The sequence below is a fragment of the Clostridium sp. NSJ-145 genome (genome assembly GCF_021044725.1).
GTDB classification, from domain to species: domain Bacteria; phylum Bacillota; class Clostridia; order Clostridiales; family Clostridiaceae; genus Clostridium; species Clostridium disporicum_B.
In genome coordinates, this window is record NZ_JAJNOS010000006.1 from 138,070 (window position 1) to 153,705 (window position 15,636).

Below are 15,636 nucleotides of genomic sequence, written 5' to 3' on the forward strand. Positions count from 1 at the left end.
CGATAGGTTTCTTGGTTTTTATGATATAAGGTCAGATAATAAAATTGTGGTCAACACAACATACAAAATAACAGAGAGGACAGATATATATGAATATCATTGAAACAGAAAATCTTACTAAACAATATGGAACAACTACCGTTGTTGATAATATTAATCTTCATGTGCCAAAAGGCAAAATCTACGGCTTACTTGGCAGAAACGGAGCAGGAAAAACAACCGCAATGAAAATGATGTTACAGCTTGTTTATCCGACAGGAGGATCAATTCGATTATTCGGCACAGATTATAAGGAACACACTCATAGTCTTTACGGAAAAATAGGTTCTATTATTGAAACACCAGGTTTTTATAGTAATTTAACAGGATATGAAAATTTGAAAATTATTGCTAAATTGCGAGGAAAGCTCAGTAAAGATTCGGTACAGGAGGCACTTAGAGTTGTTGGGTTAGAAAAGGAAACAAGAAAAGTGTTTGCTGATTATTCATTAGGTATGAAACAGCGACTTGGTATTGCAGCAGCAATTATGCATGAACCTGAACTACTGATACTTGACGAACCTATAAACGGACTTGACCCTATTGGTATTTCTGAAATTCGCTCGTTCCTGTCTGAGCTAAGTCATAGCAAAGGTACTACTATTTTAATTTCAAGCCATGTTTTAAATGAGATTGAACAGATTGCAGATATTATCGGTGTTATGCACGAAGGTCGCTTGATAGAAGAAGTTAACATGGCAGAGCTTCACAAGCGAAATCGTAGATATATTGAATTTGAATTGTCTAATGTGGAAATAGCCGCAAAAATATTAGAAAATAACTATCAGATTAAAGACTATTCAATACAAGGTAATACAATAAAAATTTATGATTTTACTCATAATTCAGGGGAAATCAATAAAGCTTTCGTAGAGAATGGTCTGTTGGTAACAAAAATAAATATAGACGAAGAAAACCTAGAGAATTATTTTTCAGGATTGATTGGAGGTGGCAGCATTGCTTAATATTATTTACTGCGAATTATTAAAGTTAAAACATTCAAAAATGGTGCTTATAAGTATTTTAGGTGTTATGTCTACGCCATTTATGATGTTTATAGAATCCTTGCAAACTCACTTTGAGCATCCAGAGCGTGTTTTCACACTGGCTAACGTTTATGATAATAGTTTGCTGTATATGATGCTTTTAACTAATATGATGATATATGTGGTAATCACTGCCTACTTATTTAGTCGTGAGTATACAGAAAATACATTAAAAACTATACTGCCAATACCGATTTCAAGAACAAAGCTACTGCTTGGCAAGTTTTGTACCTTGTTACTTTGGATTGCTATGCTTACCTGTGTAACATGGGCAGGTATACTTATTTTATCTGGAATATATCATGCTGTTTTTGGAATGAATGGATATAACTTAGTTATTGCTATCGAATGGTTATTGAAATTTTTACTTGGCAGTATGCTCATGTTTTTAACAGTTTCTCCGTTTGCTTATATAGCTCAAAAAACAAAGGGATTTGTTGCCCCTGTGATTGCTTCAGCTGTTATCGTTATGGGTAGTGCAGCACTTACTAATCAAGATTTTGGAGCATTATACCCATGGACAGCTACATTTTTTCTAATAGAGGGTAAAATACAAAGTACAGGCTATCCAATTTTTCTATCAATAGCAATAATTGCCTTTGTATCTATAGCTGGATTTTTATTAATATTTAGCCATTTCAAAAAAGAGGATTTGAAATAGGGATACTTGATTTTATTGAATATAATTTTTAATTTAAATAAATGTAAAAAACAACCCCCCACCAAGCTTGTGGTAAAAAAATACAAATGATAAAATTTCAGTAATGTAGCAATTTAAAACATGTTATAGGGGGAAATTAATTGAGAAAAAGGAGTATTGCGTTATCTTTAATTTTTGCAATGAGTTTAATGTTTGTGGGGTGTAACAATGCTAGTGAAGGAACAAGTAAAAATACAGATGATAATACAGAAGTAGTAGTTAATACTGAAGCTAAAGATAGTATATCTGCATATGTTGGAACTAATATATTTGAAGGAAGTTTAGACCCAATTAAGGGAGCAATGAGCTATGGATATTCTTTTACTAATTGTGCATTAACAAGGGTTAATTCAGAGTCAGAATATGAAGGGGACTTAGCTACTGATTGGCAAATAAGTGATGACTCTTTAGTTTATACATTTAATTTAAGAGAAGGAGTTAAATTCCATGATGGTTCAGATTTTACAGCAGAAGATGTAGTTTTTACTTATGAGACTGTTAAAGAAAATCAAGGAAATAATGAAAATGTAGATCTTTCAAGATTGGAATCAGTAACTGCTCTAGATGATTATACAGTTGAATTTAAATTATCAGAAAGTTACTCTCCATTCTTTGATTCGATAGCTTTATTAGGTATTGTTCCGAGTGATGCTTATGATAGTGAAACATTTGATAAGTATCCAATTGGTACAGGAGCGTGGAAAGTTATTCAATATGATACAGACCAACAAATAATAGTTCAAGCAAATGAAGATTATTATGAAGGAGCACCAGAAATTAAGCAAGTAACTTTTGTAAAGATGGATAATGAAGCTGCATTTTCAAATGCAAAATCAGGTCAATTAGATATAGTTATGGTAGCGCCAAATTATGCGCTTGAAGAAATAGATGGAATGCATATAGAAAATCTTGAAACAATGGATGTTCGTAATATTAGTTTGCCATGTATACCAGAACAAGTAGTTAAGAATCATGATGGGAATGAAGTAACAGTAGGGAATAATGTTACTTCTGATGTTGCAGTTCGTAAAGCTTTAAGTATAGGAATAGATAGAGAATCAATAATAAATAATGCTTTAAATGGTATAGGAAAACCAGCTACTGGGTTTACTAATAATTTAACTTGGGGAAATCCTTTAGTTTATGAAGATAATCAAAGGGAAGAAGCAAAAAAACTTTTAGAAGATGCTGGATGGGTTGATTCAGATGGAGATGGAATTAGAGAAAAAGACGGAGTAAAATGTGAATTTGATGTATATTCACCATCTAGTGACCAACAACGTTACTTATTAGCAGTTGCAGTTGCTGAAGATGCAAAGGAATTAGGTATATCTATAAATGCAAAACAAGGAACATGGGATGAACTTACTGCAAAGGCTAATACAGCTGGAATAGTATGGGGATGGGGACAATATAGTCCAACAGTATTAAAGTCATTACTTTATTCAGAACTATTCTTAGTTGGTGCTTATGACAATACAGTTGGATATTCTAATGAAGAGGTAGATAAATTAATAGATGAAGCAATAGATTCTAATAATCAAGAAGATGCAATTAAAAAGTGGAAAGAAGTACAAGCTGTTTCAGCAGAAGACTATCCTTATTTATATATAGTAAATATTGAGCATAGTTATTTTGTTAATGATTCTATTGATATTTCAGTAGATACTCAAATAGCTCATCCTCATGGTCATGGTTCACCAATTATTTGTAATATGAAGGATTGGAAGGTTAATGAATAGATTAAAGTATATAGGTTCAACATTTTTAAGGATGATATCACTTTTAATTGCAGTTAGTATTATAGCGTTTATTTTAGTTACATCATCCCCAATAGACCCATTAACATCATATGTAGGAACAGAATCTACACTTTCAAAAGAGGCAAAAGATGAAATAGCAGAACACTGGGGGTTAAATGACCCTCCAGTGGAAAGATTTATAACATGGGGAAAAAATGTATTACAAGGTGATTTAGGAACATCAATAACATTTAAACAACCGGTTAGTACAGTAATTTTAGAAAGATTCCAATATTCAATAGTTCTAATGATGGTAGCTTGGCTGTTTTCAGGTGTTTTAGGATTTATAATTGGAATTCTAGCTGGTGTATATAAAGGTAGTATTTTTGATAAGATTATAAAAGTTTTTTGTCTTACACTTCAATCAGCACCAACGTTTTGGATTGGCTTATTAGTTTTAAGTTTATTTGCAGTTAAGTTAGGCTGGTTTCCTATAGGCTTAGCAGCCCCAATGGGAAAATTAGCGTCAGATGTAACCATTGGGGATAGAATATATCATCTTATATTACCAGCTTTCACATTAAGTGTTTTAAGTATAGGAAAAATAACATTATTTACACGACAAAAATTAATAGAAATATTAAATAGTGATTTTATACTTTTTGCAAAGGCAAGAGGAGAAAGTACTACTCAGTTAATTATGAGGCATGGAGTAAGGAATATAGCATTGCCAGCAATTACAGAACAGTTCTCATCTTTCAGCGAACTTTTTGGAGGAATGGCATTAGCAGAGACAGTATTTTCTTACCCAGGATTAGGTACGGCAACAACAGCTGCTGGACTAAATGGAGATGTTCCACTATTACTTGGGATTGCAATATTTAGTGCTATATTTGTATTTGCAGGTAATTTAATTGCGAATATATTATATGGAATTTTAGACCCAAGGTTAAAAGAGGAGGGATATCATGCTTAAAAATCCTTCAGTTAATTTAGGAAAAAAAAGAATACAAATATTTTCTAATAGAAGAAAAAGGATAGTATTTTATATAACTATTTCAGTGATTTACTTAGTAACAATTTTGATTGTAGGTTTAATAATGAATCCAGATAAATATGCTGTAGATTACTCTGCAAAATTTATTAGCCCTTCTTTAGGACATCTATTTGGTACAGATTTTATGGGAAGAGATATGTTTTGGAGATGTATTAAGGGATTATCTAATAGTATATTAATCGGTATTTTTGCCTCTGTAGTAAGTTCATTTATCGCACTTGTATTTGGTGTTTCATCTGCAATTATAGGTGGATGGTATGATAGATTTATTAACTGGTGTGTAGATCTTTGCATGGGAATTCCACATCTAATTTTATTAATATTAATATCATTTATGCTTGGAAGAGGAGCTGTAGGAGTTACTGTAGCTGTTTCATTAACTCATTGGACAGGATTGACTAGACTTGTTAGAGCTGAGGTATTACAGGTTCGCTCTGCACAATATGTACAAGCAGCTTATAAGATGGGAAAAAGTAAATTTCAAGTAGCAATAAGTCATATTATACCTCATGTTCTTCCAGTATATTTAATTGGAGTTGTTCTATTATTTCCACATGCTATTATGCATGAAGCATCTATAACATTTTTAGGGTTTGGGCTTCCAGCTGAAGTTCCAGCAATTGGTGTAATATTATCAGAAGCTATGAAACATATTGCAACAGGAAAGTGGTGGCTTGCATTATTCCCAGGGCTTATGTTATTGAGTGTTGTATTACTATTTGATGTAATTGGCGAAAATCTTAAACAATTAATAAATCCGAATAGTGGTAATGAATAATTTTCAAAATTGATAATTAAGAGATGGTGGTAATTTTCTTAATTATGATAAATATTAGTTTAATAAGGAGGAAGGTATGAGGAATAATGCAAAGAGTGTATATGATGAATTTGCATTAGAAGTAAATAATTTATCAGTAGCTTTTAATATGTATGATAAAGGTTTAAATAAAAATGATTTAGAAGTTATTCATGAATTAAGTATAAATGTAAAAAAGGGAGAAATAGTAGCGGTTGTGGGGTCAAGCGGTTCGGGAAAAAGTCTTCTTGCCCATGCAATAATGGGAATACTTCCAGGCAATTCAAATATAAAAAGTGATATAAAGTTTTACGGAGAAAATTTAACAGAGAAAAAGTTAAAAAAGCTTAGAGGAAAAGATATATCTTTTATACCACAATCCGTAGAATTTTTAGATCCATTAATGAAGATTGGAAAGCAAGTTATCGGAATTAATGGAAGTGAAAAAAAACGAAAAGAAATATTTAAAAGATATGATTTAGAAGATAATGTTGCAGACAAATACCCATTTCAACTATCGGGGGGAATGGCTAGGAGAGTATTAATAGCAACAGCTGTAATGAATGATGCAAAGTTAATTATAGCAGATGAACCAACTCCAGGTTTAAATATAGAACTAGCAATGGATACTTTGAAGCATTTTAGAGATATTGCAGATAATGGATGTGGTATTCTTTTAATTACTCATGATGTGGATTTAGCGTTAAATGTAGCTGATAGAATAGCTGTCTTTTATTCAGGAACAATAGTTGAAATAGCAAAAGTAGATGATTTTATAAAAGGGAAAGATGCATTGAGACATCCATATAGTAAGGCATTCATAGATGCTTTACCACAAAATAAGTTTAAATCTATACCAGGATTTCAACCATATGCAGGAAATTTACCAACAGGGTGTCTATTTGGAGATAGATGTCATATGAGAACTGAAGAATGCAATAAAAATATTGAAATGAGAAAATTAAGAGGCGGAGAGGTGAGATGTATTAATGCTACTTGAAGTTAAAAATGTAAGTTATCGTTACAATAAAAGTTCTCCTTGGATACTTGAAGATGTTAGCTTTACTATAGATTCAAAGGAAAGAGTTGCATTAGTTGGTCCATCAGGATATGGAAAAAGTACCTTAGCTAAAATAATATCTGGATATATAAAGCCAGAAAAGGGGGAAATTCTATGGGATGGTAAGCCACTTCCGAAGAATGTATATTGCCCAATTCAAATGATTTATCAACATCCTGAAAAGTCAGTTAATCCAAGATGGAAAATGGCAAAAATATTAAATGAAGCATGGGAAGTTGATAATAATATTTTGCAAGAGATGGGTATAGAAAAGTCTTGGTTTAATAGATGGCCAAATGAATTGTCCGGTGGAGAGTTACAAAGATTTTGTATAGCAAGAGTATTAGGACCAGAAACAAAATTTTTAGTTTGTGATGAGATAAGTACTATGCTTGATGTTATAACTCAAGCTCAAATATGGAATTTTCTTTTAAAAACTTCGCAAGAGAATGAATTGGGGATGCTTGTAGTTACACATAACATTGAATTAGCCAATAGAGTGTGTGATAGAATTATAGAATTACCTAAATTAAATAAAAAAGAAGAAATAGCAGTGTAAGAAGAAAGAGGAGTAAAAAAATATTTTTTAATATTAACTATGGTCGAATTAAATGCAAAAAATAATATAGGCAAATAAAAATCTCGCAGAAATGTGAGGTTTTTATTTTTGTTATACCCAAAAAGATACAACATAAACAAAGATAAAACAACAATAATTAGTGTAAAAATATTGAAAAAATTCTAAAAAAGAGTATATTAATATGTATAGGTATAAATTGAAATTAAAGAAAAGGGTAATATACAAATGGGAGGATAACATGAGTCAAAGTATTTATGAAATAAATAAAAGTCCAAGAATACAAAAACTTGTAGATAAGTTATTCGAGAAGTTGCCAGAGATAGAATCAGATAGAGCTGTACTTTTAACAGAGTCGTATAAAGAAACTGAAGGCCAACCTATAATAGTTAGAAGAGCCAAGGCATTTTCTCATATATTAAAAAATATTCCTATAACTATTCGTGAAGATGAATTGATTGTAGGAAGTGCTACTAAATCCCCAAGAAGCTGTCAGGTGTTCCCTGAGTTTTCTTATGAATGGTTAGAAAAAGAATTTGACACTGTTGAGACTAGAAGTGCAGATCCTTTTTACATATCTGAAGATAATAAAGAGATATTAAGAGAAGTTTATAAGTATTGGAAAGGTAAGACTACTAGTGAATTAGCAACATCATATATGGCTGATGAAACTATAAGAGCAATGGAACATAACATATTTACTCCAGGAAATTATTATTACAATGGAGTTGGACATGTTACGGTAAAGTATGAAAAGGTTTTAGAAGTAGGATATGAAGGAATTATAAAAGAGGTAAAAGAGGAACTTTCTAAATGTAATGTGGCAGATGAAAATTATGCTAAGAGGAGTCACTTCTTAAAATCTGTTATAGAAAGTTGTGAAGCGGTAATAGATTATGCTAATCGTTATGCTGAATTAGCTCTTAATATGGCTAAAGAATGTAAAGATAATAATAGAAAAGTAGAGCTATTACAAATAGCATCAAACTGTGCAAGAGTTCCAGCAAAAGGAGCAAGAAGCTTTTATGAAGCATGCCAATCTTTTTGGTTTGTGCAAATGTTACTTCAAGTAGAGTCTAGTGGACATTCTATATCTCCAGGTAGATTTGACCAATATATGTATCCATATTATAAGGCAGATTTAGATGCAGGAAAAATAACTAAAGAGTTTGCCCAAGAATTAATGGATTGTATATGGGTAAAATTAAATGATTTAAATAAAGTAAGAGATGCTGGTTCAGCAGAAGGTTTTGCAGGTTATGGTTTATTCCAAAACTTGATAGTTGGAGGACAAGATGCAGGAGATATTGATGTAACTAATGATTTATCTTTTATGGCAATTGAAGCATCAATGCACGTAATGCTACCTCAACCATCATTATCAGTTAGAGTATGGAATGGAAGTCCTCATGAATTATTAATAAAAGCAGCTAAATTAACTCGTACAGGAATTGGATTACCTGCATATTACAATGATGAAGTTATAATTCCATCATTACTTAATCGTGGACTTACTTTAGCAGATGCTAGAGAATATAACATAATAGGTTGTGTTGAGCCTCAAAAGGCTGGAAAGACAGATGGATGGCATGATGCGGCGTTCTTTAATATGTGTAGACCATTGGAGTTAGTATTTAGTAATGGTTATGATAAAGGAGAGCTTGTTGGAGTTGAAACTGGTGATGTAACTAAGATGAATACATTTGAAGAGTTTTATGATGCTTATAAAAAGCAAATGAAATATTGTATAGAATTATTAGTTAATGCAGACAATTCTATAGATATGGCTCATATGGAAAGGTGTCCATTACCTTATTTATCATCAATGGTTGATGATTGTATAAGTAGAGGAAAGAGCGTTCAAGAAGGTGGAGCAATATATAACTTTACAGGGCCTCAAGGGTTTGGTATTGCAAATATGGCAGACTCTTTATATGCAATTAAAAAATTAGTTTTTGATGAAAAGAAGGTAACATTAGCTGAGTATAAGGATGCACTTGAAAATAATTATGGACGAGGTATATCTTTAGAAAGAGTTGAAGAGCTAACAAGAGAAGTTATTAAGGAATTAGAGAATGATGGACATGCTATAAATGCAGAGGTAGTTGCACAAGTATCAGCCACAATTGCATTAGATAGTTTAGATAATTCTAAGAAAGCTAAATATGACAAATTACTAGAAATGATTGAAGCTGTTCCTAAGTTCGGAAATGATATTAAGGAAGTAGACCAATTTGCTAGAGATGTTGCTTATGTATATACTAAACCTTTAGAAAATTATAAAAATCCAAGAGGTGGTCAATACCAAGCTGGACTTTATCCAGTTTCAGCTAATGTACCTCTAGGAGCACAAACAGGTGCAACTCCAGATGGAAGATTAGCTTATACCCCAGTGGCAGATGGTGTATCACCTTCAGCTGGTAAAGATGTTAATGGACCTACAGCAGCAGCTAATTCTGTAGCTAGACTTGACCATGGAATAGCATCTAATGGAACGTTATTTAATCAAAAATTCCATCCATCGGTTTTAGCAGGAAGAACTGGACTTGAGGCTTTTGTTAACTTTATTAGAGGATATTTTGACCAAAAGGGAAGTCATATTCAATTTAATGTAGTAAGTAGAGAAACATTAATTGAAGCTCAAAAATATCCAGAAAAATATAAGACTTTAGTAGTTCGTGTTGCTGGATATAGTGCATTGTTTACGTCACTATCTAGGTCATTACAAGATGACATAATTAACCGTACAGAACAAAGAGGTTTCTAGAAGGGTGAGATAAAATATGAGTAATTTAGATGTAAAGGGAAGAATTTTTGATATACAAAAGTTCTCAATACATGATGGTCCAGGAATCAGAACAATAGTATTTTTAAAAGGATGTATTTTAAGGTGTCAATGGTGCTGTAATCCAGAATCTCAAAGATTTGATATTGAAAATATGATTGTAGCTGGAAAGAATAAGATTATAGGACAGGATGTAACTGTAAGAGAGGTATTAGAAAAAATAAAGCAAGATAGAGCATATTATAAACGTTCTAGTGGAGGGATAACTTTATCAGGAGGAGAGTGTATGTGTCAGCCTGAATTTGCAAAAGCTTTACTCCACGAGTGTAATGAGATTGGAATTTCTACTGCAATAGAAACCACAGCAGCAGTAGACTCTGATATAGTAAAATATATAATTCCAGAAGTTGATACTGTTCTGATGGATATTAAGCATACTAATTCAGAAAAGCATAAGAAGTTTACTGGAAGAGATAATAAGGTTATTTTAGAAAATGCTAAAATAATTGCAGAGTCAGACTCTGATTTAATTATAAGAGTTCCTGTAATTCCAACATTCAATCATACTAAGGAAGAAATAAGAGATATTGCAAGATTTGCAAAAACATTAAAAGGAGTAACTAGATTACACCTACTTCCTTATCATCGAATGGGTCAAGATAAATACACAGGATTAGATAGAAATTATATACTTGATGGAGTGGAAACTTTAAGTAGTGACTATATGGATATGCTTTTAGAAGTAGTATTAAACGAAGGTCTTAGAGGACAAATTGGAGGATAGGCTCTAGTTAATAAATTAATAGTTAAAATATAAAGTCAGCATAGAGATATGAGATTATATTTATGTAATCATATCAATTATGCTGACTTATTTGTTTAAATTAAAATAGTAAAAATATATTTAATAATTAAGATATAGTTATAGAAATCATATTAAAGAAATTATATTTGCATCTTGTATATACTTATCTATTATTGTTTTGCTTAAGTTAAAATGGCTGATACATTTATCAAGAATAGTAGCATCGCTTGTAACTACGTTATTTAATTTTTCTAAAATAACGTCAGCATTATTTACTAATTCTACACTTGTATTAAGATTATATTTTTCAGTATATTCAAAGATTTTAATTTTAAGATTTCCTGAATTAGAGACAGGGGAATCTAAATATATATTAATGCTTTCAATATCTATAGAATTTAAGAAATTAAATATATAGTCTAAAGCTATATCAGTTTTATCAATAAGCTTATAAGTGCCTCTAAGTCCAGCTAAATCTCTTACTAATCCATCATCACCTGTTATTAAGGTCCCTCCGGATAATGCAACTTCTAAATTAATTATTAAGTTAAATCCATCTATATTAAGAGATTGTCCTTTTATATCATTAATACTAATTTCTTTAGATTTTCTCAGTAGTTCATTTGCAGAACTACAAGTAGCACGTTTTAAAGCATCTCTTTGCCTAGTAGAAAATTGATATCTACTTCCAACAAAGTTTATTATAGATTCAAGTTTATAATCTCTATCAAGTAGCCACTTTATTTCTTCGTGAGCTTTTCGTAGTCTAATAATTTCTTTTTCAGAAAACCATCTTTTATCATTTAAATCAAAACCTCTTTTTGATATTTTACTCAAATCAAATTCACCAACTTACAATAATTAATTATATAGTTGTAGTGTATACATAAAACTGATTAAGAATGTAAAAATATCAATATTCAAAATAGAAAGTAAGAAATAATATAAAGATAATAATATCAGTATTCATTAAAATATTGTAGAATAATATATCAGTTATTTAAAGGATTTATAAAGTTTTAGGATTAATTTACGAAAATTATACAAATGTGTCTTGGAAAACGTTTGTATTAAAAGTATTAAGTAAATTATTAAAAAAATAATGTAATACGAAAATCATTGATAGATTAAAAAAACTTAATGGAAATTATTGACAAATATTAAATAAACTCATTATAATAATATATAATAAACAACGGGGTTAAGACTTAAACAAAAGACTATAACCTCGTTTTGTTTTTTATAAAAATTAATAAGGGGGCAAAAGGATGAAAAAGATTAAACAATTATTATCCTTGGTACTTGTTTCTGCATTGTCATTGGGGCTGATATCATGTGGAAATAGTAGTACATCATCAGGCGGAACTTCATCTGGAGATTCTAATCAATCAGCATCTACAGATGGAGCTACTAGCCAAAGTAGTGATAGTTTAAAGGTTCATATCGATGTTGAAGTAGCATCAATGGACCCACAAATTGCAACAGATGGAACTTCATTTGAAGTTTTAGCTGCAGTAACTGAAGGGTTATTCTCTGTAGATGAAGCAGGGTCACCTATTAAGGCGTTAGCAGACACTGTTGAAAAGAGTGAAGATGGATTAAAGTATACAATTACTTTAAAAGATGCAAAATGGACAAATGGAACCCCTGTAACTGCAAATGATTTTGTATTTGCATGGAAGCGTCTTGTAGATCCTAATGTTGCAAGTGAATATGCATTTATAGTAGGAATTGCAGGTATAAAAAATGCTGATGCAATTGCATCTGGGGAAATGGATTTAGACGAATTAGGAGTTGTGGCTAAAGATGATAAGACTTTAGAAATTGAATTGGATACCCCAGTTCCATTCTTTGAAAGCTTAATGTCTTTTCCTTCATTTTTACCAGTAAATGAAGAGTTCTTTAATCAATGTGGTGATAGTTTTGCTACAAGTCCAGATACTATTCTGTGTAATGGACCATTTAAAGTTACTTCATATGAACCAGCAGCAACAACAATAGAGTTAGTTAAAAATGAAGATTATTGGAATGCTGATGCAGTTAGTCTTTCTGGTATTAAATATCAAGTAATTAAGGATGCACAACAAACTATGCTTGCTTACCAAAACGGAGATTTAGATGTAGCTACACTTTCTGGTGAACAAGTAGAGCAATTCCAAGGAGACTCTGAGTTTAACAACATAATGGCTGGATACCTTTGGTATATATCTCCTAACCAAACTGTCGCTGGATTAGAAAATGAAAATTTAAGAAAAGCATTAGCTATGTCTTTTGATAAGGATGCGATAGTAAATAATATATTAAAAGATGGTTCTATAGTAGCAGATTTTGCAGTACCAACATTATTAGCAACAGGACCAGATGGGAAGGACTTTAGAGACGGAACTCCTACTTATCTTTCTTGTGATAAAGCAAAAGCTTTAGAATATTTTGAAAAGGCTAAAGAAGAATTAGGTAAAGATTCATTTACTTATACAATGATAGTTGAAGATACAGAATCAGCTCAAAATGTAGCACAATTTATTCAAGCAGAAATTCAAACTACACTTCCAGGTGTTACTATAAATCTTGAAGTTATGCCTAAGAAGAACAGAGTTGAAAGAATGCAAGAAGGTACATTTGAATTAGGATTAACTAGATGGGGACCTGACTATGCAGACCCAATGACTTACTTAGATATGTGGACTACAGATAGTGCTAACAACTATGGTTTCTGGTCAAATCCAGATTATGATGCAGTAATTCAATCAGCTAAAAAAGGTGAATTAGCATTAGATGTTGAAAAGAGATGGGAAGCACTTAAAGAAGCTGAAGCTGTAGTAATGGATGAAGCAGTTATATTCCCAGTTTACCAAAAAGGTAATGCTGTAATGATTAAGAGTAATGTTTCAGGAATTGAGTTCCACTCAGTAGGTATTAATAGAGTATTTAAAAATACTACTAAAAATTAAGATGTATTAACAAATGTTACAGTGGTCTAAGTTTAGCCACTGTAATATTGTTTAAAGGAGGCAAACACGATGAAAAAATATTTGTTTAAGAGAATATGTATCGCGGTGTTAACTCTATTAGCCATCCTTTTAGTATTATTTTTAATGCTAGAATTTATGCCAGGCTCTCCATTTAATGATGAAAAATTAACAGCAGATCAAATAGCTATATTAAATGCGAAATATGGATTAGATCAGCCTATATATATAAGATTTTTCAATTATGTGAAGAACATGATTACTGGTGACTTTGGAGTTTCATACACAATAGCTAAAAATACACCTATATCAACTTTACTTAAAACAAGATTGCCTATTTCTCTAAAAATAGGAGGACAAGCAGTTCTTTTAGGAACTATAGTAGGATTGATTTTAGGTATAACAGCAGCACTAAATCATAATAAAATTTGGGATACAATAACAACAATAATCTCAGTTTTAGGTGTTAGCTTACCATCATATGTATTTGCTTTAGCACTTTCATATTCTTTAGGATTTAAATTAAAATGGTTTCCACTTCTTTATTCTACGGGAACACCATTTAAATCTTCTATATTACCGACAATTGCTTTATGTATGTTTACAGTAGCTACAATAGCTAGGTTTACAAGGACAGAGATGCTAGAGGTAATAGATTCAGATTATATACTTTTAGCTGAAAGTAAGGGGATAAAAGGAGCAAAATTAATAATTAGACATGAATTAAGAAATGCATTAATTCCAATAATAACAGTTTTAGCACCACTTGTTGTAGGTCTTATGACAGGTAGTTTAGTTATAGAGAAGATATTTTCTATTCCTGGAATAGGAAGCCTTTTAGTTACAGCTATACAATCAAATGATTATAACGTAATTATGGCTTTAGCATTTATTTATAGTGCAATGTATATAGGAATAATGCTTATAGTTGATATATTATACGGAGTAATTGACCCAAGAATAAGATTAGCAAAGGAGGATAACCATGAGTAATGTAGTTGCAAGAGATATAGAATTAGATTTTTTAGACGATGATTTTGAATTAGTTGGTTCAGAAAATGTAGCTACTATTGATACTACCTATGCTAGTCAACCTTATTGGAAAGATGTATTGAGTAGATTTGTTAAAAATAAAGGTGCAATAATCGGATTAATATGTATAGTTTTAATAATATTTATGGCTGTAATTGGGGTTGGATTAAATGAACATACTTATGACTCTCAAATAATAGCTCATCAAAATTTAGCACCAAGAATTCCAGGGTTAGAGAAGTTGGGGATATTTGATGGTAGTGAAAAGATGACAACATCATCAGGGGTAGTAGAAGTTAATAAATATGTATCAGCAAATGGTAGTGTTACAGGACTTGAAGATACTTATTACTGGTTTGGAACTGATGTTTTAGGTAGAGATATATTTACTAGGACATGGATGGGGACAAGGATATCTTTATATATAGCATTAGTTGCAGTTTTAATAGATATGCTTTTTGGTTTGAGTTATGGACTTATTTCAGGTTATTTTGGTGGAGCTATTGATAATGCAATGCAAAGATTTGCTGAAATATTAAATGGGATACCTAATCTTGTAATAGTTACTTTGCTTATAATTGTACTAAAGCCTGGACTTTTAACAATTACATTTTCTCTTATGATTACGGGATGGATTGGTATGAGTCGTATAGCTAGAGCACAAGTTTTAAAATTAAAAGAGCAAGAATTTATATTAGCGTCAAGAACTTTAGGAGCAAGAAATTTCTTTATAATTTTTAAAGAGATATTACCTAATATTTTTGGTCAAATAATTACAAATACAATGTTCTCAATTCCAAATGCAATATTTACAGAAGCATTTTTAGCATTTATAGGACTTGGAGTTCCAGCACCTATGGCATCTTTAGGTTCACTTATAAGTGAAGCATTTAAGTCATTTACAACACATCCTTATATGATAATACCACCAGTAGTAGTTTTAGCACTATTAATGCTTAGCTTTAATATGCTAGCAGATGGACTTCGTGATGCTTTCGACCCTAAGATGAAGGAAATGTAGGAGGTGG

At 31.3% G+C, this 15,636-nt stretch carries 13 protein-coding genes; 12 read left to right on the plus strand and 1 reads right to left on the minus strand.

Annotated features, from left to right (window positions below; translation table 11 throughout):
* Window positions 1-89: 89 nt before the first annotated feature.
* The 9 genes from LQE93_RS07255 (at window position 90) to LQE93_RS07295 (ending at window position 10,586) form a co-directional block, all read left to right on the plus strand.
* Window positions 90-1,004 carry an ABC transporter ATP-binding protein gene (locus tag LQE93_RS07255; protein ID WP_231072814.1) on the plus strand — a complete coding sequence of 305 codons (915 nt, stop codon included), beginning with the start codon at window positions 90-92 and terminating at the stop codon, window positions 1,002-1,004.
* Window positions 988-1,746, plus strand: coding sequence for an ABC transporter permease (locus LQE93_RS07260; protein ID WP_442870537.1), 759 nt, complete (start codon window positions 988-990; stop codon window positions 1,744-1,746). Before LQE93_RS07255 ends, LQE93_RS07260 begins: the two co-directional genes overlap by 17 nt.
* 140 nt (window positions 1,747-1,886) lie before the next feature.
* On the plus strand, window positions 1,887-3,527 hold the full coding sequence (locus LQE93_RS07265) for an ABC transporter substrate-binding protein (RefSeq protein ID WP_231072816.1): 1,641 nt from the start codon (window positions 1,887-1,889) through the stop codon (window positions 3,525-3,527).
* Window positions 3,520-4,503, plus strand: a complete 984-nt coding sequence (locus tag LQE93_RS07270) for an ABC transporter permease (protein WP_231072818.1) — start codon at window positions 3,520-3,522, stop codon at window positions 4,501-4,503. The genes LQE93_RS07265 and LQE93_RS07270 overlap by 8 nt, the downstream gene beginning before the upstream one ends.
* On the plus strand, window positions 4,496-5,362 hold the full coding sequence (locus tag LQE93_RS07275; protein WP_055268011.1) for an ABC transporter permease: 867 nt from the start codon (window positions 4,496-4,498) through the stop codon (window positions 5,360-5,362). The genes LQE93_RS07270 and LQE93_RS07275 overlap by 8 nt, the downstream gene beginning before the upstream one ends.
* 76 nt (window positions 5,363-5,438) lie before the next feature.
* Entirely contained in the window at window positions 5,439-6,380 is a 942-nt protein-coding gene (locus tag LQE93_RS07280; protein ID WP_055268013.1) for an ABC transporter ATP-binding protein, read from the plus strand.
* Window positions 6,370-6,999: an ABC transporter ATP-binding protein gene (locus LQE93_RS07285; RefSeq protein WP_055268015.1), complete on the plus strand. Its 630-nt coding sequence runs from the start codon at window positions 6,370-6,372 to the stop codon at window positions 6,997-6,999. Before LQE93_RS07280 ends, LQE93_RS07285 begins: the two co-directional genes overlap by 11 nt.
* A gap of 259 nt (window positions 7,000-7,258) precedes the next feature.
* Entirely contained in the window at window positions 7,259-9,784 is a 2,526-nt protein-coding gene (locus LQE93_RS07290) for a glycyl radical protein (RefSeq protein WP_231072820.1), read from the plus strand.
* Between the two features lie 16 nt (window positions 9,785-9,800).
* Window positions 9,801-10,586 carry a glycyl-radical enzyme activating protein gene (locus LQE93_RS07295; protein ID WP_231072831.1) on the plus strand — a complete coding sequence of 262 codons (786 nt, stop codon included), beginning with the start codon at window positions 9,801-9,803 and terminating at the stop codon, window positions 10,584-10,586.
* Between the two features lie 147 nt (window positions 10,587-10,733).
* On the opposite strand, the gene LQE93_RS07300 is transcribed toward LQE93_RS07295, so the two are convergent.
* Window positions 10,734-11,444, minus strand: coding sequence for a DUF434 domain-containing protein (locus tag LQE93_RS07300; protein WP_231072833.1), 711 nt, complete (start codon window positions 11,442-11,444; stop codon window positions 10,734-10,736).
* Window positions 11,445-11,875: 431 nt separating this feature from the next.
* On the opposite strand from LQE93_RS07300, the gene LQE93_RS07305 reads away from it, so the two are divergent.
* The 3 genes from LQE93_RS07305 to opp3C all read left to right on the plus strand — a co-directional run bounded on the left by LQE93_RS07305 (window position 11,876) and on the right by opp3C (window position 15,629).
* Window positions 11,876-13,558, plus strand: coding sequence for a peptide ABC transporter substrate-binding protein (locus tag LQE93_RS07305; protein WP_231072835.1), 1,683 nt, complete (start codon window positions 11,876-11,878; stop codon window positions 13,556-13,558).
* Between the two features lie 69 nt (window positions 13,559-13,627).
* A complete protein-coding gene (locus LQE93_RS07310) occupies window positions 13,628-14,569 on the plus strand; it encodes an ABC transporter permease (protein WP_055268025.1) in 942 nt (313 codons plus the stop codon).
* On the plus strand, window positions 14,562-15,629 hold the full coding sequence (gene opp3C, locus LQE93_RS07315) for an oligopeptide ABC transporter permease (RefSeq protein ID WP_055268027.1): 1,068 nt from the start codon (window positions 14,562-14,564) through the stop codon (window positions 15,627-15,629). The genes LQE93_RS07310 and opp3C overlap by 8 nt, the downstream gene beginning before the upstream one ends.
* The last annotated feature ends 7 nt before the right edge of the window (window positions 15,630-15,636 follow it).